This is a genomic window from Flavobacterium sp. GCM10022190 (genome assembly GCF_042656445.1).
GTDB lineage: Bacteria > Bacteroidota > Bacteroidia > Flavobacteriales > Flavobacteriaceae > Flavobacterium > Flavobacterium nitratireducens.
This window is the reverse complement of sequence record NZ_JBHSOQ010000001.1, coordinates 1,453,992-1,478,269: the sequence shown is the minus strand read 5'-3', so window position 1 is coordinate 1,478,269 and position 24,278 is coordinate 1,453,992. Positions and strand designations below refer to the sequence as shown.

Annotated in this window: 17 protein-coding genes; 2 read left to right on the top strand and 15 right to left on the bottom strand. The window is 34.0% G+C overall.

What is annotated here, in order from left to right:
* Positions 1-80: 80 nt before the first annotated feature.
* The gene (locus tag ACFPTQ_RS06065) at positions 81-785 is read right to left on the bottom strand and encodes a hypothetical protein (RefSeq protein ID WP_379775143.1); all 705 of its coding nucleotides are present in this window, start codon (positions 783-785) and stop codon (positions 81-83) included.
* On the bottom strand, positions 782-5,221 hold the full coding sequence (locus ACFPTQ_RS06060) for a pectinesterase family protein (RefSeq protein ID WP_379775140.1): 4,440 nt from the start codon (positions 5,219-5,221) through the stop codon (positions 782-784). Before ACFPTQ_RS06060 ends, ACFPTQ_RS06065 begins: the two co-directional genes overlap by 4 nt.
* A 528-nt stretch (positions 5,222-5,749) precedes the next feature.
* On the opposite strand from ACFPTQ_RS06060, the gene ACFPTQ_RS06055 reads away from it, so the two are divergent.
* The gene (locus tag ACFPTQ_RS06055) at positions 5,750-6,286 is read left to right on the top strand and encodes an RNA polymerase sigma factor (RefSeq protein WP_379775137.1); all 537 of its coding nucleotides are present in this window, start codon (positions 5,750-5,752) and stop codon (positions 6,284-6,286) included.
* Between the two features lie 15 nt (positions 6,287-6,301).
* On the opposite strand, the gene ACFPTQ_RS06050 is transcribed toward ACFPTQ_RS06055, so the two are convergent.
* The 6 genes from ACFPTQ_RS06050 to ACFPTQ_RS06025 form a co-directional block, all read right to left on the bottom strand.
* Positions 6,302-7,573, bottom strand: a complete 1,272-nt coding sequence (locus tag ACFPTQ_RS06050; RefSeq protein ID WP_379775134.1) for a glycoside hydrolase family 28 protein — start codon at positions 7,571-7,573, stop codon at positions 6,302-6,304.
* 91 nt (positions 7,574-7,664) lie between these two features.
* Positions 7,665-8,396 (bottom strand): rhamnogalacturonan acetylesterase, encoded by a 732-nt coding sequence (locus tag ACFPTQ_RS06045; protein WP_379775132.1) that lies wholly within the window; start codon positions 8,394-8,396, stop codon positions 7,665-7,667.
* 1 nt (position 8,397) lies between these two features.
* On the bottom strand, positions 8,398-10,431 hold the full coding sequence (gene pelA, locus ACFPTQ_RS06040; protein WP_379775129.1) for a pectate lyase: 2,034 nt from the start codon (positions 10,429-10,431) through the stop codon (positions 8,398-8,400).
* A gap of 7 nt (positions 10,432-10,438) precedes the next feature.
* Entirely contained in the window at positions 10,439-12,064 is a 1,626-nt protein-coding gene (locus tag ACFPTQ_RS06035) for a glycoside hydrolase 43 family protein (RefSeq protein WP_379775126.1), read from the bottom strand.
* Positions 12,065-12,099: 35 nt separating this feature from the next.
* Complete coding sequence (locus tag ACFPTQ_RS06030; RefSeq protein WP_379775123.1) at positions 12,100-13,314, bottom strand: glycoside hydrolase family 88/105 protein; 1,215 nt, start codon at positions 13,312-13,314, stop codon at positions 12,100-12,102.
* A gap of 27 nt (positions 13,315-13,341) precedes the next feature.
* Positions 13,342-14,781 carry a glycoside hydrolase family 28 protein gene (locus ACFPTQ_RS06025; RefSeq protein WP_379775120.1) on the bottom strand — a complete coding sequence of 480 codons (1,440 nt, stop codon included), beginning with the start codon at positions 14,779-14,781 and terminating at the stop codon, positions 13,342-13,344.
* A gap of 340 nt (positions 14,782-15,121) precedes the next feature.
* Between ACFPTQ_RS06025 and ACFPTQ_RS06020 the strand changes: the two genes are divergently transcribed.
* Complete coding sequence (locus ACFPTQ_RS06020) at positions 15,122-16,153, top strand: LacI family DNA-binding transcriptional regulator (RefSeq protein ID WP_379775117.1); 1,032 nt, start codon at positions 15,122-15,124, stop codon at positions 16,151-16,153.
* Between the two features lie 66 nt (positions 16,154-16,219).
* Here ACFPTQ_RS06020 and ACFPTQ_RS06015 read toward each other — a convergent pair whose 3' ends face one another.
* The 7 genes from ACFPTQ_RS06015 to kduI all read right to left on the bottom strand — a co-directional run bounded on the left by ACFPTQ_RS06015 (position 16,220) and on the right by kduI (position 24,249).
* The gene (locus ACFPTQ_RS06015; protein ID WP_379775114.1) at positions 16,220-17,836 is read right to left on the bottom strand and encodes a UxaA family hydrolase; all 1,617 of its coding nucleotides are present in this window, start codon (positions 17,834-17,836) and stop codon (positions 16,220-16,222) included.
* Between the two features lie 24 nt (positions 17,837-17,860).
* Positions 17,861-19,303, bottom strand: coding sequence for a tagaturonate reductase (locus ACFPTQ_RS06010; protein ID WP_379775563.1), 1,443 nt, complete (start codon positions 19,301-19,303; stop codon positions 17,861-17,863).
* A gap of 141 nt (positions 19,304-19,444) precedes the next feature.
* On the bottom strand, positions 19,445-20,116 hold the full coding sequence (locus ACFPTQ_RS06005) for a bifunctional 4-hydroxy-2-oxoglutarate aldolase/2-dehydro-3-deoxy-phosphogluconate aldolase (RefSeq protein WP_379775111.1): 672 nt from the start codon (positions 20,114-20,116) through the stop codon (positions 19,445-19,447).
* 11 nt (positions 20,117-20,127) lie between these two features.
* Positions 20,128-21,150, bottom strand: coding sequence for a PfkB family carbohydrate kinase (locus ACFPTQ_RS06000; RefSeq protein WP_379775108.1), 1,023 nt, complete (start codon positions 21,148-21,150; stop codon positions 20,128-20,130).
* A gap of 35 nt (positions 21,151-21,185) precedes the next feature.
* A complete protein-coding gene (gene uxaC / locus ACFPTQ_RS05995; RefSeq protein ID WP_379775105.1) occupies positions 21,186-22,595 on the bottom strand; it encodes a glucuronate isomerase in 1,410 nt (469 codons plus the stop codon).
* An 18-nt stretch (positions 22,596-22,613) separates the two neighbouring features.
* Positions 22,614-23,405, bottom strand: coding sequence for a gluconate 5-dehydrogenase (locus tag ACFPTQ_RS05990; protein WP_379775102.1), 792 nt, complete (start codon positions 23,403-23,405; stop codon positions 22,614-22,616).
* Between the two features lie 4 nt (positions 23,406-23,409).
* Positions 23,410-24,249, bottom strand: coding sequence for a 5-dehydro-4-deoxy-D-glucuronate isomerase (gene kduI / locus ACFPTQ_RS05985; RefSeq protein ID WP_379775099.1), 840 nt, complete (start codon positions 24,247-24,249; stop codon positions 23,410-23,412).
* Positions 24,250-24,278: the final 29 nt, after the last annotated feature.

The following is a 24,278-nucleotide window of genomic DNA, read 5'->3' as shown; positions in this document are numbered from 1 at the left end:
TTTAGAAGGAAACTGTAAATAAAAAAGAAGCCTGAATAAAATTCAGACTTCTCCAATTTAAAAACACTACTTACTACCTATTAATTAACTCTAAAACTTACTATTTGAGAAAAAGAACTACTATTACTATCGGTTGATTTTACTCTCCAATAATAGGTTCCACTACTTACGGCAACACTCGATTGAGTTGCAGTGATATTCGTTAATTCTGTCATAGGTGTTTGCTTACCATCCACTTTATCGATGTACACTGTATATTTTAAATTATTACCTTCAGCATCTGAACCAGCCCATTTTAAGGTAATTTTACCATCAACAGGAGTAACAATTTTATCTTGAATGGGAGTAATTAAATCGGCTGGAAAGGGAGCAAAATTTGAAACACTTTCTCCTGCTGAGGCATAAAACTTCCAAAGTGAACTCTTATTTGTAATTTCCTTTGTCACTTTATCTCTAGAAGACACAGTCCAAGAAAAAGGTACTTTTTTGTCCAATACCACTTTATAGGAAGTAGACTCAATTCCATTCTGAATCAAAACAACCTTGTTTGTAAGCAAATTAGTTATTGATAACACATAAGTTTCGTTATCTGATATTGGCTCCCAACTCAAAACAACTTCACATTTAGTACTCGAAGTCGAAATTCCCTCACAGGTTGAGGCATCCAAAGGACTTGCTAATGAAAGCTCTCCAATAACAGGAACAGCGGCTTCATTATCATCCTTACTGCAAGCTGTGTTTAGAATTATTAATGAAAGCACAAAATATATTACTGTATTTCTCATTTCTTTACAATTTTAAAAGTTTTACTAATAGTTTTCCCCTCTAATTGTACCATATAAACACCGTCCAAATAAGAAGATAGTTCAATTACAATATTTCGATTAGAAGCAACTGTTTGAGTAGACTCGGCCAATTTATTTCCCGCTATATCAAATACTTTGTACTGAACTTCATTGTCATTACCCCCTAAATACACCTGAACAGTTCCCGATGTAGGATTTGGAAAATACTGAATTCCCTCAGATACAAAAACGGTTTCATTGTAAACACCTTGACACTCTAAATCAGTACTAACACTAATGGTATTCAAACCTGATTGCAACTTAGCACTGTATTCTGAAGCTGTTACTATTTCATCAATTCCATTAACAGATACTTTATATTCACTTGCTCCTTTTAAAGCCAATCGAATAGTATTTGAATTTTTAGACACAAATGAATTAATTACAATTTTCTCTGGTTCTTCAATTTTAACTTCAAAACATTGTGAATATCCTGGTATACTTGGTGTAGAAAAACATACTGTATACACTCCAGCTGCTAAATTTTCAATTGTTTTAGTATAGCCGTTTGTAGGACTTAATGAAACATTAGCGGAATTAATAGTTACAGTATACGTCAATGATTGCTCTTTAGAAGCCACGGTTATAGCACCATTTTGCAATCCATTACAAGTAGCACTACTTACTTTTACTGAAAAATTATCTTTTGGCAAAGTTGTTACGGTTTCCAAAATAGGAATAGGATCCCAATTATCGTTTCCTTTTGTAAAAGTAAATGGTTTAATTTCTGAACCATCTGCTAGAACAGGGGTCGAAATCACCTTAGACCAACTCACACGATTCCCTGAATTATTTACTCCCGAATCTTCAATTGTTCCAAATTCATACAAATGGTTTGATGTTCCACTTAATGAATTACTCCAACCCTCTGGCGTAATTAACGACAAACCTTCTGAACCTGGATAATTAGAAGTTTCTATTTTAGCCTTGTAAACTACTACTTCACTTGTATTTGCCGCCCATGGCCTTCCAAAATATCCTGGTTTAGCTCTATAAACCGAAGCCGTTTCAACACCTGGCTCAGCCGAAGTAACCCTACACTCGTACAATAAATAACCACGACCACTACTTTGTTGAGGCGCTGTTAAATAAGAAGCATCACCCGCCACATCACTTACATTCATCACAAAGTCAGTTTTATAAAAAGTAGCAATCATACCTCCAAAAATATAATCTACCGCCCCCATTACTGCTCCTTTGTAAATGACCACTCTTGAGCCTACACCTCCATAAAAAGAATCTTGACGCCCTACAATTCTACAATTTTTAAGAATGGTTTTATCCACTCCGTTAGGAATTGCAATTGCAGCAGCTCTTTCTACGAAACTTCTATTTTGAACAGCAGTATTTCCATAATCAGTAGGACGCAAACCTTTATTTCCTACCGCCCACATCACCACTTTATCTTGAGATTCTTTTTTAGAAATGTATTGATTAAATGAATTTTCGAAAATGATATTCTCGGCCTCAAAACCATTAGCTGCGATTACAGCAGTAGCATTCCAATAAGAACCATTCGTAGTACCACTCACATTTTCAAAAGTATAACTATTGTTTGCTTTATTTACTGCCAAAATATCTGCATTCCATTTAGTATCATTTCCTTGACTATAATAACTATATCCATATCCATAATAAGATGTGATTCGAACAGCATTGGCATCAATATCAACTCCTTTGTTTTTAAGTGCGATACTAGGTAATGAAGATGCATTTTTAAAAGTCACATTTGGACTACTTACTACAATCATTTCTTCATAATTACCCGGATCGATTACTACTGTAACTCTTTGATCTGAAGTACGCACCATTCTTGAAATAGCTTTCAAAGCGGCATTTATAGTTTGGTAATCCTTATCAGTACCCACAGTAATTACCGGTGCATAAGAAACAATATTATCCACAGTAATGTCTGTAAAATAGGTTGTTGCATTTACATTTATAGTAACAAAACCTGCGGTTGTTCCAGTATACACATAATCCACTTTCTCTAAAAGCCCTGTACTACCGCTGTTAGTAACAACTGGAGTTCCTCCTTCAATTGCAAAATTAGCTGCATAATAATAAGTAACAGTCACTTTTTGATTAGGTGATACAGGTATTTTTATAGTAGATCCTGCAGCAGCATTTAGGTGACCTTTGGCAATTTCATTTGCCACAGCACCTGTAAAAAACATTCCTTTATAACTGCTTGTCCCATTTGGAATTACTTTATCATCAAAAGACCATTCAGATACCTTTTTAAAAGAAAGTTCTTTAGTAACAGCCGCATTAGCAATTACTAAATTAGAAGTCAATGCTAATTCTACAGGATAATCATCAAGACCAATTGCGCTTATAGAATAAGTTCCGTTACGCAGGTTAATAGTTGAAATATCAGTAAACGTATAGTTTATACCCGACTCATTAATATTAGTAAATTTAACTCCTAATTTTGATAATTGTGTTGCATCCAGAGTAGGAGCTGTAATAGTTACGCCATATTTAGGTTTCAATGTAAAAGCAACATCAGCTGTAGCATTTGCAGTAGCAGTAATCGTATTAGCTAAAATTTCATATTCATTTACACCTACACCTGAAATGGTATATTTTACTCCTTCTTCCAGTTTTACCGTGTACTGCGCTGTACTTTTATTAACCACTGGAATTGGAACATAACTTTTATTTAAAGCAGGATCAGAAGTATATTTCAAAGTAAGATTATTAATATCCGTTCCTAAACCTGTCACATTTCCTGTTACTGTGTAAAGTGTTACTTTAGCAATAACTATATCATACTTTTTTGTATCCTTGGTAACTGCAAATGTATCTCCGTTAGTTATCAAATAACCATTAGCATTTCCTACACTAAGTGTATAAGTATAGCCAGCAGGTAAAATCGCAGTATATTTACCTCCAGAAACTGAGAAGCTTCTTTTTTTCCCTGCTTCGTTCGTAAAATCAATGGTATATCCGGATGGAATATCAGAAGCGTTGGTTAAATCTACTAAACCTGATACTGCCACATAAGTCGCTGGTTTTCTATAAACTCTATAATAACTAGGTTTATTTATTTGATCATAAATCTTGTAAAGTCCAGCCTTTTTAGCAACAAATTTATATTCAGTTGTTGTAGTAGAGGTATTTACTAAATCAGATTGCACAGCGGCATCCGAGAGATATACGAAATTCAACTTCCCTGCTGCATCTGTATTAGCAACAACTGTCAACTCATCATCTTCCTGAAGATTAAAACTCAAATAGCGACCTGACTGAGCAGAACCGTTTACATAAATTCTTCCCGTATAACCAACGGAAGCCCCTGAACCAACATTACTATCATATCTAGTTAAGGCAGTGTTACTCGTTCTTAATCGGTCATTAGTACCTCCTACCCATCCTAAATCACCAGCTGAGAATGAAGCTGGCATTACATTACTAGTACTTGCAGAACCAACTACATACGAACTTGGATACCAAGCATTAATTGCTGCAACATCTAATTTATTATTATATAAAGCCGCGTCCAATTGTTGCGCACCAAAATCCCAAACATCGATTTTTGGAACATAAGCATCATTAGGAATGATTTCCATAATAGGCAAATACAAATCAGAGCCTGGGGCAACTAATTCAAAGCGCAATGTTTTTGGACCTCCTATATAAGCAAATTCAAAAGTATCCACACGATCCGTTGTTACCTTTGTAGATTTTAGTCCTAAATCAGCAGTAGTTGTTGCAGTCCCCTGCATTTGTAAAGAAGAATAAGCCGAACCTAAAAAACGAACTGTACAACTACCTCCAACTACCACATTAATCACTCCTCCTACTTTCATATTCAGTCCATAAGTTGCCCCATGCAGTCCATAAGTACCCGATAACGAAACGACATCATCTGTACTTTTTCCTGCACTAATGATTGCTCCATCTCTAAAATCATATTTAGTTGCAGTAGGAATCACTTGCAAACTTGGTAAATACAAATCAGAACCTGGTGTTAGGAGTTTAAAATGCAGTGTCGTAGCTCCTCCTTTGTAGACAAATTGAAAAGTATCTACTCTATCAGCAGTCACTTTAGTTGGTATTGTTCCTAAATCTCCGGTAGTATCAGCAACTCCATTCATTTGAAGTGATGAATATGCTGAACCTAAAAATTTAATCGTACAACTTCCCGCTACCACAATATCAATTTGCCCTCCAGCTTTCATATTAAGACCATAGGTTGCTCCGTGCAAACTATAAGTTCCAGACAATGTTACTACATTATCAGTGCTTTTTCCAGCTGTGATTATAGCACCATCTCTAAAATCGTAGGTAGTAGTAGCTGTCATTTGTCCATAGCTCAGAGAGGAACAAAAGACAAAAAAAACAAACAATAGGAGTATTTTTTTGTTCATAAAATATACATTAAATTAATACTATTTTTTAATTCTTTTTAAATAAAAAACAATGCTATTTGAACAATAAATTCAGCTTAAAAGCAGCATAAAAAAAGCTCCTTTGCTATTGAATTTGTTTTCTAATATTTTATGTTTTTTAAATGATTTAATTCGATACGTCAATTAAAAGACGATACTAAATCGGGAAAACTGGTACGATTTTCCGATTTTTTTATATCCATCTTTTCAAACAATACTTCTTCTCATACTTTATCGTCTTTTTAGTTAGTTATTGGTTTATTATTGGTCCTTCTTTTTTTTAAAAACAGTTGTATTTTATACTACTAAATAATGTTTCTATCAAGCTTATCTAGTTTTCTAATCAAACATTGCTGTTGTTAAATATTTGTTATCAAAAAAACTTTTTAGGGTGACAGTATTCTTAATTTTTTTTACCTATTTTTACATATACCAAAAAAAAACAAACTTTTTATTTTACTTTTGGACAATGTAATCCATTACAATCAATAAAAAAACCATTTACAAATGTCATCTCATAAAGACCTAGAAACATTTGAAAATTTGTATAAAGAGCATTTTGTTTATTTATCTTTAGTTTCTTTTAACATAACTAAGGATAAAGATGTAGCAAAAGATATCGCTCAGGATTTTTTTATATACCTATGGGAAAAAGAAGAAGCCGTAAACTTTAGCTTTTCATTTAAAGCTTATGCGACACGAGCTGTCAAAAATCTAAGCCTTCAATATTTAGAAAAAAACAAAACAATTAGCTTAGACACTAAGAAAATGGAACTTCCTAAAGAAGAAGAACAAGTTTTTGAAAAAGTGGAAGAAAATAAAAAATCTAAAATTCAAACCCTAGTAGACAAAATACCCCAGGCCAGAAGAGAAATCTTTGTTTCTCATGTTGTTGAAGGACACAGCTATGCAGAAATTGCAGAAATGTACAATATCTCAATTAATACTGTAAAAACACAAATGAAAAGAGCTTATGCCTTTTTAAGAGAATTTGAAAAAAGTAGTACGCTGATAACAATACTTTTCATTTTGCTAAAAAAATAAACAGACAAAATCTCATTATTTTACTGAACTAGGGACACCTATTTTATCACCTATCACTATTTCATTTACACTAATATTTTGAGTATTCGTCAATGTCATACCGTTTTTAGCTGATTTGATTGTGATTCTGTCTAAATCAATATTTTCGACTTTCTTTTCAGGAAAACCTTCAATAACAATCCCTGCGTTAGAGGCGCTTTCGCAACTTAAATTGGATATGGAAATATCTGAAATTTTAGAAGGAAACAATCCGCTACCTTCGCCATGATAATTTGCGGTCATGTAAATACAATCTTCTACCTGACCTAAAGTAATATTAGAGAAGTACAAATCCTTCACATAACCACCTCTATCCGAATTGGTTTTCACATAAATTCCTCTTTTCAAATAGCCCCAAGCCTTGCAATTATCCACATACACATTACGAACACCAGCCGACATTTCACTACCAATAACTACCGCATGTAATCCTTTGAATTCGCAGTTTCTAATTACAATATTCTCTGAAGGTGTATTTGAATTTGCACGACCTTCATCATCACGACCCGCTTTTATAGCCACATTATCATCTGCATTATTAAACTTTACATTTTCAATTAGAATATTACTAGAGTATTCTGGATCGATCCCGTCGTTATTATTGTTTTGAGCATTGTATTTTAGTCCTCTAAGCGTAATGTTTTTCGATTTCAATAAATGAATACACCAAAAAGGCGAATCCTCAATAGTCACCCCTTCAATTAAAATATTTTTCGAATTTAAAAACTGAATCAATTGCGGTCTTAAATAGTGTCCTTCACCAAAAACTCTTTCTTTTAAAGAAACATTTTTATGATTCATTTCTCTACTCAACATTTTATCTTTTTCTTCGAGTGGCTTCCATTTAATCCAAGTGTTTTTAGCTTCACCATCGATAGTACCACTTCCGGTTATTGACACATTTTCAACATTATTCGCATAAATTAACGGGCTATAATTATATAACATTGTTCCTTCCCAACTGGTTAAAACCAAAGGATAATCTTTTGGATTAGAACCAAAACGGATTTTAGATCCTGCTTCCAAATGCAAATTCACATTACTCACAAAATGGATAGGCCCATTAATGGTATAAACTCCTTTAGGAACCACAATAGTACCTCCATTCTTTTTAGAACAGGATTTCATTGCCATATCAAAAGCCTGCTTACAATTGGTAACCGAATCTCCTTTGGCTCCAAATTGTGTAACACTTACCTTGTAATTTGGAATAACAGGCAACTGAATACGACTGACAATTTTTTCCATTTCAACTTTTCTATCTAGAATTTTAGATTGCGAGCATAAAACATTGCAGCACAACAAAAGAATGAAATAAAAAGAATTGCTTTTCATATATTTATTTAATGTGTTTTTTCAAATTTAAATTGGTTTTTTTCAACTCTGCCACAGCCAGTTTGGCAATTTCTGTAGCACCAAGCAAAGACAAATGTGTATCATCATGCTTTTCCGTTTTATAAAAAGAACTTTCCCCCGCAGCAAAATGCAAGTGTAATTTTTTAGACCCTTCTACACCATACGATTCTTCTAACAACTCTGTTAAATATTGTAAATCAATAAAAGGCACTTGATAATCAGCAGCTACTAATCGTGTTTCCATAGGATAAAGTCCGTGAGTATCAACCAAAGTACCTTCGGCATTAAAATTTCGTCTAACAATTGATGAAAACAATACAGGAGTTGCCCCTTTAGCTCTAGTTTCTAGTACAAATCGAATTAAATTTTGTCGATAAGCCGTTCTAGGATTGGTATATACACTTGGTTTATTTTCTTTCTGGTCATTATGCCCAAATTGGATAAAAACATAATCTCCCTTTTTTAAGGTTTTCAAAATCGAATCCCAGCGCTTTTCATTAATAAAACTACGTGTGCTACGACCATTCATCGCTCGGTTATCCACTACAATCTTATCATCAAAAAATTGTTGTAAAACCTGAGCCCAACCGTGTTCTGGATTTTCTGTTGGATTTGATTTATTAGCCATCGTCGAATCCCCAATGCAATAAACTGTTGTTTTTTGGGCAAAACAACATGTGGACAACAATAAAAAAAGAATTATTTTATTTTTCATATTATTTAAAGATTGTAAACCAATTTTCTTTAGACTTCAAATCAGCTAAAATTTTCTCCAAGGTATATTCTTTAGCTTCCAATTTTGTTAATTGATGCGACCACACCACTCTACTTTGAGGCTGAAATCCTGGTCCTGAACAATTGTATTCGGCATAAAAAGAAGCTTTTTCAGCTTCTGGTTTAGACCAATTATTCCAACCTTCTTTACGAATATGATTCCCCATCTCACAATTTAAAAACACAGTTTTTGCGTAAATGCGCCAAGGTCTACCCAAATAAACTTCCGTTGCTTTTTCTGCTGCAGTCAACTTACAATTCAGAAAAACGTAACCATATTTAATCCCCTCAGGAGTAGAAGCTGCCGTAACATATGAATTACTTTTACTATGAATCGTACAATTATCAAAAACTGCTGTTGCGCTTCCAAAGATAAAATCTACCGTTCCTTCTATATAACAATCCTTATAATAGTGCTTAAAACCTTCACCTGAAGTATATAAAGTGTCCTGATTTCCTAAAATAATACAATTAGAAACCACCACTCTATCTGCCACAACAGACAATGCTATGGCCTGACCTACAGGCCCAGAAGTATTTTGAATGGTTAAATTGGTTGCCTTAAAATCGTTCCCCTCAACCAAAAGTGTTGATGTGTAAAACGTACTATTACGTCCTAAATTAATTTTCCCAAAATAGTCATCATAGCTAATGATCGTTTTCTCTTTATTTTCCCCTATTAATGAAATCTTAGTGTTACATTCAGGAACTAGCACTTTTTCATAATAAACCCCTTCCTTAATAGTAATAGTTACTCTTTTGTATGGAAAAGCAGGCGAATTATTAATAGCTTCCTGAATAGTTTTATAATCACCGCTTCCATCTTGTGCAACAATTATATTGTATTCGTCTTTGGGTGTTTTAGCTACTTTTTGAGAAACTTCATCGGGTTCTACCGAAAGTTTTTTTTTCCACTTCTCGTATTTTTTCAATACCTCTTTAGGTTCATTCGTATACCAAGCATAGCCATTTCTTCTTTCATCACCTATTTCATCAAGAGAATATTTCTTTACTCCATCTCTATCTGAAAAGAAAGGAATATTAGAATCCAATTCCATAAACCGAGCCCATAAGGGTGTTGCATTAGTATCAGCAAGCAGTTTCTTTTCTACTATTTTTCCTTTTTGAACAACTCTCTCTTCTCTTAAACCAGTTATTTTTACTTTCTCAAACCATACCACAGCCGCATCGACAGCTTTAATCACCTCTTTTGAGGGCTTTTCAATCGACATTAATAGCAATACAATTTTAGCCGATTCTTTTCCGCTTAAAGAAGGTAGTTCATAAGCACGCGCTTTAGCAGGCAACAACGTAAATTCGTCATGTTGTGCACACCAAGCCGTCAAAACACCATTTTGTTTGTACTGGGTTTTAAGAATACAATCGATCCCTTTATCAAAGGCTAATTTCGTTTTTGCAACAATTTCATCTGATGGTTTTATCGAATAGTAATCTGTTTTATCCTTAATCTCTTTTAATACAAAAAGGATATTAACCATTGAATCATCATTATATGTAATATGAGTGTAATAGCCTTTTTTAAGTGGATAAAATTGGGGCCAACCTCCATTGTCATATTGCGCTTTTAGCAAATATTCCAAACCTGAAAGAAAGGCTTTTTTATAGTTTTCATCGGGTTGTTGCTTATAGATTTTAGACAGAAAAAGCATCTCTTGACAAGTAGCGCCATTATCAGTAGTACAACCTTCTGTTGAATGTTTAAGAGCAACTAATTCTTTCTTTTGAGCCTCAGTAAGCGGCTTTTGCATTTGTATATTCTTAGGCCAACCGCCTATGTTTCGTTGATATAGCAACACATTTTCTGCAACCGCTTTTGCCTCTTTTGAAGCATACCAAACATCATCATTCATTTCTGTGATGCTCTTCCAAGATTTATCAAGTACTTGAGCCTGCATATTGATTCCTACAGTACTAGAAATAAACAGCGTAATTATAGCTTTAAAAATAGTATTCATCGTAAAATTATTTTGTAAATCGAATCCAATCAATATTTAAACTACCAGCATCATTTATTTTTCCTTCTCTAAGTGCCGTAAAACCCAGTTTAGCTCCAATCCATTTTCCTTCTCGGGATTTAAAATCCTCTCCTAGAGATTGGAATTTATTTCCGTCCTCGCTGTAGAAGAAACTACAAATCCCGTCATCTTTTACTTTCACTTGAAGATAAAAAGTATTCCCTTTTAACTTCAAAGGATTATTTTCGGTTTCTACACCTTTTTTATCTGCGTTTTTACAATTAACCTGAGAAAGATATAATTCCCCTTTTTGCTGTTTTACTTTAAGCATACTGTAATCCAAGCCCATAATAACTAATCCAACACTTTCTCCATCAAAACGAGCATTGAAAGTCATTTTAGCCGTCGCTATAAATTCATTAGCAGGAAACTTTTGCAACAAAAGATTAGGAACATCAAAAAGATTAGTTGCATTTTCCGGCATCGGACGACAAAACATCGTAAAGTGCCCCATTGATGTAGGCATACCCCAATATACTTGATAATTAGCATGCCATTGCCATTGCAATCCTAATTTTGGAGAATCGAACTCATCTGAATCTGGAGGAGTCCTAATTGAATACGTTTTCCCAACATTCGGTTTTTTATAAGTCAAAACCGGTTCTCCTTTGCCGTCTTTGTCTTTATCTATTCCGATAACCGGCCAGTCATTAACCCATTTCATAGGTTGTAAATGCACAATACGACCATAAGCACCTTTATCTTGAAAATGAAAAAACCAATCTTCGCCTGTTTGCGTTTGTACCCAGGCTCCTTGATGAGGACCATTAATAGGTGATTTCCCCTGATCCATTACTTTGCGTTTTTCGTATGGACCAAAAACATTTTTAGAACGCAAAACAGTTTGCCATCCTGTAGGCACTCCCCCTGCAGGTGCAAAAATATAATAGTAACCATTTCGCTTATAAAACTTTGGTCCTTCGACAGTAGCTTCGTCCAAATGACCGTCCAAAACCATCACTGCATCATCATAAGCTACAGTACCTTCGGGATTCATCGAACAAACGGCCAACAAACTTTTGGCGCCAGCACGACTTCCTGCAAAAGCAAATGCCAAATACGCTTTTCCATCGTCATCCCACAGAGGTGAAGGATCTATAATACCTTTCCCTTCTTTGACTAATATTGGTTCTGACCAAAGTCCTTTTGGATTCTTCGTTTTAATCATATAAATCCCGTAATCAGGATCCGGATAATAAATATAAAATTCATCATTGTGATATCTAATACAAGGTGCCCAGACTCCATTTCCATGTTGAGGTTTATCAAAAACATCAAATGGCGGTTGTTTTGGCAAAGCATAATTCACCAATTCCCAATTGACCATGTCCTTAGAATGCAAAATGGGCAAACCCGGAATACAGTTAAAAGAAGAAGCCGTCATATAATAATCCTCACCTACACGTATCGCATCTGGATCAGAATAATCAGCATGTAAAATCGGATTTTTATAAGTTCCGTCTCCATTATCAGCAACCCAAACTTCCGAAAACTCATTTGTTTTTTGAGCTAAAACAAACTGATTGGATAGCAAAACAAATCCGACAGCAACAACAATATTGATTAATTTCATATTGGATGGCTTACTATTTATTAATAGAAAATTTTTTATCGATTTAATTCGATAGCCGCTAAGATAAATGGCCCTGTAGCCTTAGGATCATTATCTTTCTTTTTCTCATTTACATAATATTCATAGGAACCATCACGGTATGGATTTCCACCCAGACCAGCTACTTGACAAACCTGAGTTAATGTAATTCCTCCATCAGCATCTTTTTTAATCAATTTGGTTGTTAAACCATCAAAAGCATGGTTAGCAACTTTTTTAAATTTAGCTGGCAAATAGCCTTTGTTTACTCCTTTTGCTAAAGCATAAGCAAACATTGAAGTTCCTGAAGCTTCCAGATAGTTTCCCTCTTTTCCTGCCTTATCAGTTACCTGATACCATAATCCTGTTTTCTTATCCTGAACTTTTTCTAAGGCAACAGCTAAGTTATTCAAATACCCTACTAACTCTTTTTGTTTTGGATGGTCTTTCGGGAAATAATCCAACACATCTACCAAAGCCATTGCATACCATCCCAATGCACGAGACCAGAAATTAGGTGATTTTCCTGTTACTTTATCAGCCCAAGGCATCATTTTGCTTTCATCCCAAGCATGGTATAATAATCCTGTTTTAGGATCTTTGTCATTGGCTTCAATTAATTCAAATTGTTTAGCAACATCGTTTAAATTTTTTCCATTTTCAAACTTCACTGTATATTCTGCATAGAAAGGTTGTCCCATATATAATCCGTCTAACCACATTTGGTTAGGATAGATTTTTTTGTGCCAAAATCCTCCACTTGGAGTTCTTGGGTGAGAATCTAATTGCTTTCTTATGGTTTGGATTGCTACTAAATACTTATTTTCACGAGTACGCTCATAAATAGCAAATAAAATATTAGTTGCAACTACCATATCAATATTATACTTATCTTCTTCATAAGTAGCTATATTTCCTTTTTCGTCAATTAAAGCATCGGCATACCCTTTTATGTAATTATAATACTTTTCATCCTTCGTTTTTTTATAAAGTTCCTCAATAGAACTCAACACCAAACCATGAACATAATCCCATTTGGGAGTTGTTCTATCATCAATTTGAAATGCCTGAGGATGACGCTTCATTAAAGTCAGTGCCATTTTTTCGGACCATTTTAACTTTGGGGAAGTTAACTCATTTGATATTGAAGTCGCAGTTGTTTGCGATTTACAACTAGTGAAGCCTAATGCTACTACTAAAATAAACGTAAATAAATTTTTTTTTGCTCTCATTATATCTTTCTATTATTAATTTTGATATTAATTATTTTTAGGACTTACCACTTTCTTGCCGTTAATATAGGTATTGATAAGCTGAAGATTTATTACATTTTCAATAAAATAAGCTTCGTCTACTTTATCAATAGTCACATTTTTAAACATAACATTTTCGATAGGTAATTCTTTATAGCCTTTAGCTAAAATCCCATATTTCCCGCCATTTTTAACTTTTACATCTTCTAAAATTACATTTTTTACTTGAGGAATATAATCCCCCGTTTGATTACCATATACGTTATAAAACATATTTATTTTTAACACACATTCGGCCACCTGTCCTACTTGAATATTTCTAACAAAAACATTCTCGACAATACCTCCTCTTCTTGAATTGGATTTTATTCGAATGGCTCTATCTAGATTAGGACTATCCATTTCACAATTCTCAACAAAAACATTTTTAATACCACCAGTCATTTCGCTTCCCATTACGACACCACCGTGCCCATCTAGCATTTTACAATTTTCAACAATTATGTTTTCACTTTTCATAGCCACTCGACGACCATCACCATCTTTACCCGCTTTGATAGCAATACAATCGTCTCCCGTATTAAAAGAACAATTTTTAATTATTACATTCTTAGAATATTCTGGATCACAGCCATCATTATTAGGTCCGTGACTTTCTACTGTAACCCCATCAACAGTTATATTTGTAGATTTCATAGGATGAATTACCCAAAAAGGTGCATTAATGATTTTCACCTCTTTGATTAAGGCATCTGTACATTCATAAAACTCTATAAAACTAGGTCTTAAATAAGACCCTTCACCAAAAATTCGTTCTTCAACCGGAATATTTTTTTCACCAGCTTCTACTAAACGAACTCGATTTTGTGGGTCATTTTGATTTCCTTTTCCTGAAGTCCAACCGTATTCCTTAGCACCACACCAATACCACCAATTGTCATTATTAGCCTGACCGTTTAAAATTCCTCTTCCAGTTACCGCAATATTTTTTTTATTGTAAGCATAAATCAGTGGCGAATGATTCATACACTCAGTGCCTTCAAAAGTGGTTTTCACTAAAGGATAATCGGAAGATTTAGTACTAAACAAAATTTCAGCTCCTTCCTCCAAGTGCAGATTTACATTATTATCTAAATGAATAGGGCCTGTCAAAAATGTACCAACAGGAACCACAACTTTTCCTCCGCCATTTTTAGTACAAGCCTCAATCGCCTTCTTAAAAGCATCCGAATTATTAATCTGACCACCGCTTTTTGCCCCATAATCAATAATACTATAGGATTTATTAGCAAATGTTGGCTCAACAACCGCTCTTTCAATTTGTCGCTTTACTTTCCAAGGATTTAGCAAAACCTCTGTTTGTTTTGAAGTAGCACAACTAAAAAACAAAATGGATAACATCATCGGAAAAAGAATTAAAACAGGAGCATATCGTTTGGTTTTCATAGCAACAGAAAAATAAATTATTGAGATCGTCATTCAAAACCGATCATACATTTTGACAAAAATAAAACACAAAATGTAATCGATTACACAAATCTATCAATATTTTTTCTAACAAACTAAAAAAAGAGTGTAAAAAATCATAATTAATCAAAAAATCAAGTATTTATTTTATATAATCAAAAAATAAGGATTAATTTTAGATATATTATTCAATAAAAGCAAGAATTAGCTGCAAAAACCTCTAAAAAAGCATAAAATCACCTTAGAACAGCACAAAAGAAGGCTCTAGACGATAAATATTTGAAAAAAATAGTATTTTTACCCTGTTATACCATTAATAATGAGTGAAAAAACAACTATTTACGATATTGCTAAAGAATTAAACATCACAGCGGCAACTGTTTCTAGAGCACTAAACAATAATCCGAAAATCAGTCCGAATACTCGAAAATTAGTTCTCGACACTGCTAACCGAATGAATTATAAGCAAAACCGCTTAGCATTAGCCCTACGTAGCGGAAAAAGCAATAATGTAGGGGTAATTGTTCCGCGCATTAACACCAATTTTTTTGCTTCGGTTATTAGAGGTATAGAAGATACGCTCCACCCAGAAGGATATCATGTTATTATCTGTCAATCCCACGAAGATGAAAACCGCGAGGTCGAAAACATCAATACGTTATTGAATGCTCAAGTTGACGGTATATTAATGTCTATAACTAATCATACTGCAGAAGATAATCACAATATTGAACGTGTAGTCAAAAAAAATATTCCATTGATTTTTTTCGATCGAAAAAAAGAAATGAAAAATGTTAGTTCCGTTACAATTGATGACTATGAAGCATCTTATCAAACAACCCTACACTTAATTGAGCAAGGATGTGATAAAATTGCTTTTTTCTCAGGGGATCGTTCCATAGAAATTTATAAAGAACGTTTTAGAGGTTACAAACAAGCATTACTAGACAACAATATTCCTATAAATGATGAGTATATCCTAACAATTAAAAGTAATGTTCCTGAAGGACAAGAAGCAACAGAAAAATTACTAGCCTTAAAGAATCCACCTAACGCCATTTTTTCAACAAGTGATTTTGCCGCATTAGGAGCCATTCAAAAACTAAAAGAATCTGGTTTTAAAATCCCAGAAGATGTCTGTGTTTTTGGATTTGGAAATGAACCTTTCACCAAATTCATGGAATTAACGATTTCTACTATTGATCAATCGCCATTGGAAATGGGAAAAATGGCCGCACAGGTATTTTTAGATAAAATCAACAAAACCGAAGACACAAAACAAGAAGACAAAGTTGTTTTAATGCCTAAATTACTCATCCGACAATCCTCAACAAGAGTTAATCAAGAATAAAAAAAGGAGGCCATAATAAAATTACGCCTCCCTTCTTAACTAAAAACAAAATCTAAAAAACAATCTTTATAAAGATACTCCTCTTTTCCAAGGAATAAAATCATTTTGATTTAAAATTGCAGCTTTGGTTTTCACTTCACCACTAGCTACTTTAATTATAAATTCTAACATTTCATCGGCTGTTGCTTCAATTGATTTCTCACCAGAAATAATTTCCCCTGTATTAAAATCGATAATATCTGGCATTTTTTGAGCCAACTGAGTGTTAGAAGAAATCTTAACAACTGGAGCAATAGGATTACCCGTAGGTGTTCCTAAACCTGTTGTAAACAATACCATATTTGCACCAGAACCTACCATTGCAGTAGTACATTCTACGTCATTTCCTGGTGTACATAACAATGTAAATCCTGGTTCGTTGATGTATTCACCGTAATCATAAACCCCTACAATTGGAGAAGTTCCTCCTTTTTTAGAAGCTCCCGCTGATTTCATAGCATCGGTGATTAATCCGTCTTTTATGTTACCAGGAGAAGGATTCATGTCAAATCCTGAACCTGCATCAACAACAGTTTTCTCATACCATTTCATCAACTCTAAGAAACGCTCTCCGTCTTTATCTTCAACACAACGATTTACTAATTCTTGCTCTACTCCACATAACTCAGGGAATTCCGAAAGAATTGTAGTTCCTCCAAGTGCCACTAATTTATCTGATAAAACACCTAAAGTTGGATTAGCTGAAATTCCAGAGAATCCATCAGATCCTCCACACTCTAAACCAATTCTCAATTTTGATAATGGAGCCGGAGTTCTTTGAATTTGATTCGCTTTCTTAATCGCTTCAAAAGAATCTTTAACTACACTGCTCAACATTGCCTCGATAGTTCCGATTGATTGTTGATCGTAAATTAAAACCGGTTTTTTGTTATTAGGATTAATCGCCTCTAAAGCTTCTTTAAAAATTGAGATTTGCAAGTTTTGACAACCCAAACTCAACACTGTTGCTCCAGCCACGTTAGGATTGTTTACGTATCCCGCTAATAACTTAGCTAAACTATGAGAATCTTGACGAATTCCTCCACATCCACCTTGGTGTGTAATGAATTTTACATCAATATTATTGAATAATTCAGCATCATTTGAAGCTGCTTCATTACCCACGCCACCTGTTTCAGACTTTACTAATGAACGCAATAATAATTGATAATCGTTCTCTTTTGGTTTCATTAATTCTTTCTCGAAAATATCTTTCAAGATTTCGATATTTCTGTTTTCACAAAATACCAATGGAAAAAACAACCAAACATTTTCAGTACCTACTTGCCCGTCCTCACGTTGATATCCCATAAAGGTTTTATCTTTCCATTTGTCCACATTAGGAACTTCCCAACCAATAGAAGCTGTCTTACCTGTAACTTTCGCACTTTCGTGTTTTACATTTACTGTTGAAATCACATCACCTTTCGTAATTTTTTGATTTGCTTTTCCAACAATTACTCCATACATAATGATCTTATCTCCAGATTCAAAATCTTTCATCGCAATCTTATGCTTCATTTTAGTATCCGATACTACTAAAACATCTTCTCCTTCAAAAGCGATAGTTTCACCAGCTGTTAAATCTACTAAAGCTACAGCTACATTATCGGTAGGATCTACTTTTATTAATTTCTTTTGCATTTTTGTTTACGCTATTTTTGTCTGTTAGTTTTTTTGAGAAAAATTGATATACCCTTGTTCAATACCATTGGTTTCAATTTCATTTAATGCAAGCACTACAGCTTGTGATAAACCGTCAATTTTTGTTAAATCTTCACCCCAGAAATCAGTATTAGCTAATACAGAAGCAACAACTGATTCTACATTTCCTAGTTCCCAAGCTTTATTAAATGCTTCGACTAACTCTGGAGTATCTTTTACTGGCAAGGTTTCATTATTCCAAGTTCCTTTATAAAATTGAATTAAACACGATAATGAAAAAGTCAAACTCGTTGGGAGCACTTTTTTTGCATTATAATATCCTAATAAACTAGGCAATACTCTTACTTTGAATTTTGAAATTGAATTTAAAGCGATATCAGCCAAAGCATGCTTGATATATGGATTTTTAAAACGATCCATTACCTCTTCAGCATAAGCAGTGATTTCGTTTTTATCCATAGGAAGTGTTTCGCTAATTTCACTAATAACATTGTCTACAAATGGACCTGTGAAATCTCCGTTAACCGTTTCCATAACTAATTTATTACCAAATAAAAGAGAAACAGGAACCATTGCTGTATGCGCTCCGTTCAAAATACGAACTTTAATCATTTTGAAAGGACGAATATCATCAACAATTTTTACATTCAAATCGGTTTTATGGAATGGTAATTTAGCTTTTAAATCATCTCCTCCTTCAATTGCCCAAAGGAAGAAAGGCTCTGCAGCAACAATTAAATTATCTTGATAGTCTAATTTACTGTTGTAATCATCAATTTCAGCTCTTGGGTATCCTGGAACAATTCTGTCCACTAAAGTGCTGTGGTACGTACAAGCATTAGAAACCCAATTCACAAATGCTTCTTCCAATTTCCATAAATCACAATATTGCAAGATACATTTTTTCAAAGCTTCTGAATTATAATCGATTAATTCACATGGAATGATTGTTACACCTTTAGAAGCATCACCATTAAAATGTTTGAATCTTTCGTATAATAAAACAGTCAATTTCGCAGGAAATGAACTTGGTGGTTGCATGTCAGGAGTATCTGCTGCAACGAATTCAATTCCGGCTTCAGTAGTGTTTGAAACAATAAACTGAAGTTCTTCTTCTTTAGCTAAAGCTAAATAATCAGCAAAATCAGTATAAGGATTGATTCCTTTTACAACATTAGTAATTAACTGAATATCTTGGATTTTTTCTCCTTTTTTGATTCCGTTCATAAACAAGGTATAAAGACCATCCTGGTCATTAATCATGTTTACCATACCACCTGCCAATGGCTGTACCATTGCAATACCAGCATTGAAATCCACTTCATTATTTAATCTTTGAAAAGCGTAATCAACAAAAGCTCTTAAAAAGTTACCTTCACCAAATTGTACTACCTTTATTGGATTTAACTGCTCTAAACCTCTATTCTTTCTGTTTAATTTTTCCATTTTAATACTACTAAATTCTTTTAAGGCAGTTTTCTTCAAATAGTTCAATCGTTTGAACTGATTAGGAATTCTGCTAAATTACATTAAAAAATATTTTAGGGAAAATATATTTTAAATATATTTTCCCTAAAATCATTACTATTATTTATTTCTGAGATCTTTAATAATTGCTATCGTTTCTTTTACCTTTTGAGTTAATCCTGCATAATCTTTACTTTGTAAAACAGCAGCTGATATTAATTGCGAACCAATTCCAACACAGTAAGCCCCTGCATCAAACCAAGACTTTAAATTATCTCTTTCAGTAGAAACTCCTCCTGTAGGCATGATATTCGTCCAAGGACAAGGTCCTTTAACTCCTTTGATAAATTGTGGTCCGTAGATTTCTCCAGGGAATAATTTTACAATTTCGCATCCTAATTCCTCTGCTCTTGCAATTTCAGATAAAGTACCACAACCAGGAGACCACAAAACTTTTCTACGGTTACAAGCAATAGCAATATCTTCTCTAAACACTGGAGTTACAATAAAATTAGCCCCTAATTGCATGTATAATGAAGCAGCTGCAGCATCCGTTACCGAACCTACTCCCATAATCATTCCTGGTAATTCTTTGATAGCATATTTTGTCAATTCGGCAAAAACTTCGTGAGCGAAATCGCCTCTTGCTGTAAATTCCATCAAACGGGCACCACCATCATAACAAGCTTTCAAAACATTTTTACTTAATTCCAAATCATTACTAAAAAACAAAGGAATCATCCCTGTTTCTTTCATTGCAGTTGCAACTTCTATACGTGTAAATTGAGCCATTTTATCTTTTTTTATCTAGAAACCTTACCTGTGAAATCACCATCAAGTAATTTTTCAATTTCATTTTTAGTAATTAAATTATAATCTCCGTAAATGGTATGTTTCAAACAACAAGCTGCAACCGCAAAGTTTAATGCTCGTTGTTTATCTAATGGTTCTTCGTTCAAACCATAGATTAAACCACCCATAAAGGCATCTCCACTACCTACTCTATCTACAACTGGTGTTACTTCTTGCACAGCCGCTTTGAAAACTTCTTTTCCATCATAAAGAATTCCACCGATACGTTGGTGAGAAGCACTTACAGAATAACGTAAAGTTGTTGACATGTATTTTAATTCAGGACATAGTTTAAACACTTCATCATACAAAGCAGGTAAAGTATGTACTTCTTGATAATCAGGATCCACTTTATCTAAACCCAACATAAAGTTAGCCGTATCGATATCACCTAAAATAATGTTACTGTATTTCAACATTTCAGGCATTACATCCTTAGGTTGTTTACCATAATTCCATAATTTTGAACGGTAATTCAAATCAGTTGAAATAGTTAACCCTAATTCATGAGCCACTTGGATGGCTTCCATACAAGCTTCGGCTGCTGTTTCAGAAAGCGCAGGAGTAATACCACTCCAATGAAACCAGGTAGCATCTTTTAGGATTTCTTTCCAGTCAAATTCTCCTTTTTTCAAAGTTGACATTGAACTGTTGGCTCTATCATAAATTACATTACTTGCACGAGTACTGGTTCCTGTTTCAAGGAAATAAATACCTAAACGATCTCCACCTTTCATTACATTGTGACAATCTACATCCAGCTTACGCATTTCTTGAATGGCACAACTTCCTAATTCGTTATTAGGAACTTTAGTAACAAATTCTGCTTTCATCCCATAATTTACAAGCGAAACAGCAACATTGAATTCTCCTCCACCATAAGTTGCTTTATAGGACTCTGCCTGAGCAAATCTCAAGTGTCTATCGGTAGATAAACGAAGAAGAATTTCTCCAAAAGTGACTACTTTTTTCAAGTTATATTTTTTATAAATTAAACTTTATTCTTTACTTATTTTACAGGAAATTTGAAATATTCCTTAGCGTTTCCGTAACTGATATCAGCAACCATTTTTCCAATCCATTCCATTTCAGAAGCTGGCAATTCACCTCTTTTCACCTCATCACCTAAAAGATTACAAAGAATACGTCTAAAATATTCGTGTCTTGGGAATGACAAGAAACTTCTTGAATCTGTCAACATACCCACAAAACAACTAATCAAACTCATATTAGAAAGAGCGTTTAATTGTTTTGTCATTCCATCTTTTTGATCTAAGAACCACCATCCTGAACCAAATTGTACTTTTCCTCTAACGCTTCCGTCATTGAAATTTCCAATCATCGTAGCCATAACTTCGTTATCAGCAGGATTCAAGTTGTAAATAATTGTTTTAGTCAATTTATCTTTACTATCTAAAGCATTTAAGAATGCTGATAATTTTTGAGCTTGCGGATAATCTCCGATAGAATCCCAACCTGTATCAGGACCTAAAATACGGTGCATACGCGCATTATTATTTCTCAAAGCTCCTAAGTGAAATTGTTGAACCCATCCAAATTCATGGTACGTTTCACATAAGAATACTAAGATAGCACTTTGGAATTTCAAAGCTTCTTCATTGCTTATTGCCTCGTTTGCTCTTTTCTTTAGGAAAATAGCTTTTACTTCGCTTTCTGTAAAGTTTTCAAAATAAATTTGATCTAAACCATGGTCACAAAGTTGGCAACCATTAGCATTAAAATATTCAATTCTGTTTCTTAAAGCAGCACATAAATCATCATACGTATTGATTTCAATTGAAGCTTTTTGTCCTAAAACATTCAAATATTCGTTGTAACCGTCATTAGCAATTAAGATGGCTTTATCAGGTCTAAAAGCAGTACTTACAGTAGTTTTGAAATCACTTTTTGCCAATTGTTCGTGGAAATCCAAACTATCAATCGGATCTTCAGTAGTACAAACTAATTCAGCATTTACTTTGCGTAACAAGTTTCTTGTACTGTATTCAGCCGAATTTATTTTAGCAGAAGTTTCGTCATAAATACGCTCTGCTGATTTTTCGTTTAATAAATCGTAAATATCAAAATAACGAGCCAACTCCAGGTGTGTCCAGTGATACAATGGATTACGCATTGTATAAGGAACTGTTTTAGCCCAGTTTAAAAACTTCTCTTTATCAGAACCATTACCCGTTACAAATTGCTCATTGATTCCTAAAGTACGCATTGCACGCCACTTGTAATGATCTCCTTTAATCCAAACATCAGTAATATTGTTAAAGATTTTATCTTCTGCAATAAACTGAGGATTCAAGTGATTGTGATAATCAATAATAGGCTGGTTTTTAGAATAATTATGATATAATTCTTCTGCGTATTTATTTTCTAATAAAAAGTTATCGTTGATAAAAGTGCTCATTATAATTTTCTTAAAATATTAATCTTCATTTGATGGTTTACCAATTGTAGCCAGGATTCCACCATCAACATATAAAATATGTCCGTTTACAAAATCACTCGCTTTTGATGATAAAAAGATAGCTGCTCCAGCCAAATCACTTGGATCACCCCATTTGGCAGCTGGTGTTCTGCTGATAATAAAATCGTTAAATGGATGTCCATCTACTCTAATTGGTTTGGTTTGTTCCGTTGCAAAATAGCCCGGACCGATTCCGTTTATTTGCACATTGTATTTAGCCCATTCGGTTGCCATATTTTTAGTCAACATTTTCAAACCACCTTTTGCAGCAGCATAAGCCGAAACAGTATTACGACCTAATTCACTCATCATAGAGCAAATATTGATGATTTTACCTTGTCTTCTTTCAATCATTCCTTTTGCCACATGTTTAGAAACGATAAAAGGACTCACTAAATCGATATCAATAACTTCTCTGAAATCAGCTACTTCCATTTCTAACAAAGGAATTCTTTTGATAATTCCAGCATTGTTAATTAAGATATCAATAGGACCAACTTCTTTTTCAATTTTCGCAACAGCATCCTTAACTTCTTGTTCAACTGTTACATTAAATTTACAACCTACAGCATTGATTCCTTCACTTTGAAGTAATGCTACTGCATCGTCAATTTTTTGTTGAGAAGAATTTCCATTCACCACAATTGTTGCACCTGCCTGACCTAATCCTTGAGCCATTGCCATTCCCAGTCCGTGTGTACTTCCTGTAATAAGAGCAACTTTTCCTTTTATATCAAATAAATTTGTCATTTTCCTATCTTAAATCTGTGATTTTACAAACATCCATATCTCCATAATCTAAATTTTCACCTGCCATACCCCAAATAAAAGTATAGTTTGAAGTACCTGAACCAGAATGTATAGACCAAGGTGGAGAAATAACTGCTTGATGATTATTCATCCAGATATGACGTGTTTCTTGAGGTTGCCCCATAAAGTGACATACCGCTTGGTTTTCTGGAATATCTAAATAAAAATAAACTTCCATACGACGATCATGAACGTGAGCAGGCATTGTGTTCCATACGCTACCAGGCTTTAATTCAGTCATTCCCATTTGAAGTTGACAAGTAGTTACTACACTACCAATAATCATTTGGTTTACGGTACGGTGATTAGCCGTTTCCATTGCACCTAAATGTAATTTATTCGCTTCGGCTAAACTCACCTTTACTGTAGGATATGTTGTATGCGCTGGAGCCGAATTGATGTAGAATTTGGCTGGATTATTAGCATCTGCACTCTTAAATACAACATCTTTATTTCCAGCTCCGATGTACAATGCATCTTTAAATCCTAACTCATACGTTGTTCCTTCTACAACTACAGAACCATTACCACCTACATTGATAATTCCTAACTCTCTTCTTTCTAAGAAATAAGGCGCTTTCAGCGGATCGATAGTTTCTAAAACCAAATCCTTTTTTACAGGAACAGCAGAACCTGTAATGTATCGATCATAGTGTGAATAAACGAAAACCAGTTCATCGGCTTCCATTAAATTATCAATCAAGAACTCATTACGTAATTCCTGAGTATCATATTTTTTTACTGCTTCTGGGCTAGAAGCGTATCTAGAACTATATTTTGTCATAATTATTCGAATTAATGTAATCGATTACA

Coding starts and splice junctions, on each gene's coding strand:
- ACFPTQ_RS06065 (WP_379775143.1), bottom strand. CDS start 785: ATGAGAAATACAGTAATATATTTTGTGCTTTCATTAATAATTCTAAAC.
- ACFPTQ_RS06060 (WP_379775140.1), bottom strand. CDS start 5,221: ATGAACAAAAAAATACTCCTATTGTTTGTTTTTTTTGTCTTTTGTTCC.
- ACFPTQ_RS06055 (WP_379775137.1), top strand. CDS start 5,750: ATGTCATCTCATAAAGACCTAGAAACATTTGAAAATTTGTATAAAGAG.
- ACFPTQ_RS06050 (WP_379775134.1), bottom strand. CDS start 7,573: ATGGAAAAAATTGTCAGTCGTATTCAGTTGCCTGTTATTCCAAATTAC.
- ACFPTQ_RS06045 (WP_379775132.1), bottom strand. CDS start 8,396: ATGAAAAATAAAATAATTCTTTTTTTATTGTTGTCCACATGTTGTTTT.
- pelA (WP_379775129.1), bottom strand. CDS start 10,431: ATGAATACTATTTTTAAAGCTATAATTACGCTGTTTATTTCTAGTACT.
- ACFPTQ_RS06035 (WP_379775126.1), bottom strand. CDS start 12,064: ATGAAATTAATCAATATTGTTGTTGCTGTCGGATTTGTTTTGCTATCC.
- ACFPTQ_RS06030 (WP_379775123.1), bottom strand. CDS start 13,314: ATGAGAGCAAAAAAAAATTTATTTACGTTTATTTTAGTAGTAGCATTA.
- ACFPTQ_RS06025 (WP_379775120.1), bottom strand. CDS start 14,781: ATGAAAACCAAACGATATGCTCCTGTTTTAATTCTTTTTCCGATGATG.
- ACFPTQ_RS06020 (WP_379775117.1), top strand. CDS start 15,122: ATGAGTGAAAAAACAACTATTTACGATATTGCTAAAGAATTAAACATC.
- ACFPTQ_RS06015 (WP_379775114.1), bottom strand. CDS start 17,836: ATGCAAAAGAAATTAATAAAAGTAGATCCTACCGATAATGTAGCTGTA.
- ACFPTQ_RS06010 (WP_379775563.1), bottom strand. CDS start 19,303: ATGGAAAAATTAAACAGAAAGAATAGAGGTTTAGAGCAGTTAAATCCA.
- ACFPTQ_RS06005 (WP_379775111.1), bottom strand. CDS start 20,116: ATGGCTCAATTTACACGTATAGAAGTTGCAACTGCAATGAAAGAAACA.
- uxaC (WP_379775105.1), bottom strand. CDS start 22,595: ATGAGCACTTTTATCAACGATAACTTTTTATTAGAAAATAAATACGCA.
- ACFPTQ_RS05990 (WP_379775102.1), bottom strand. CDS start 23,405: ATGACAAATTTATTTGATATAAAAGGAAAAGTTGCTCTTATTACAGGA.
- kduI (WP_379775099.1), bottom strand. CDS start 24,249: ATGACAAAATATAGTTCTAGATACGCTTCTAGCCCAGAAGCAGTAAAA.